Genomic DNA, 593 nt, shown 5'->3' on the forward strand with positions numbered 1-593 from the left:
GCTGCCGCCCGGTGTCCAGCAGGCGCCCGAGCTCCGTGGCGGCCGCGACGCGCCTGACGTCCGGCATGATCCCAGCCAGGGGCAACCCGACGGACTCGGCAATCAGCTCCGCGTCCAGGCAGGCCCCGGATTTGCCCCGCACCACCAGCGCGGTCTCGACCGCGGGAAGGTCCTGCAGGAGCCGGGCCGTTGCCACGGCAGCCCGCAGCAGCGCGGGCGCGACGACGATCAACCGGTCGCAGTCCCAGGCGAAGGTCCGCAGGGCTTCCCGTCCCCGGCCAATGTCCACAATGACGAGCTCGTAGCCGCGCCGGGCGGCGTCCAGCACCCCGGCCACGACTCCGTTGTCCACTCCGGAGTGGCGCTCCTTGTTCCCGGGCCAGGAAAGGAAGGGGAACCCGCCGGCCAGGGGCAGCGAATCAGCGAGCTGGCGGGGATCGATCGTGCCCCTGGCGTCGGCCAGATCCGGCCAGCGGAGGCCGGGGGTTTCCTCGGCGGCGAGCGCCAGCTCCAGGCCTCCGCCCCACGGGTCGCCGTCCACGAGCAGGGCACGAACACCATGCCGGGCGGCTGCATGGGCGAGCCACACTGCC

At 73.5% G+C, this 593-nt stretch carries 1 protein-coding gene; it reads right to left on the reverse strand.

Going from position 1 to position 593, the window contains the following annotated elements:
- A partial coding sequence (gene ssd / locus K789_RS0121305) for a septum site-determining protein Ssd (RefSeq protein ID WP_024368510.1) occupies positions 1-593 on the reverse strand: 593 nt, incomplete at both ends.

The sequence above is a fragment of the Arthrobacter sp. TB 26 genome, from assembly GCF_000427315.1.
Lineage (GTDB): Bacteria > Actinomycetota > Actinomycetes > Actinomycetales > Micrococcaceae > Arthrobacter.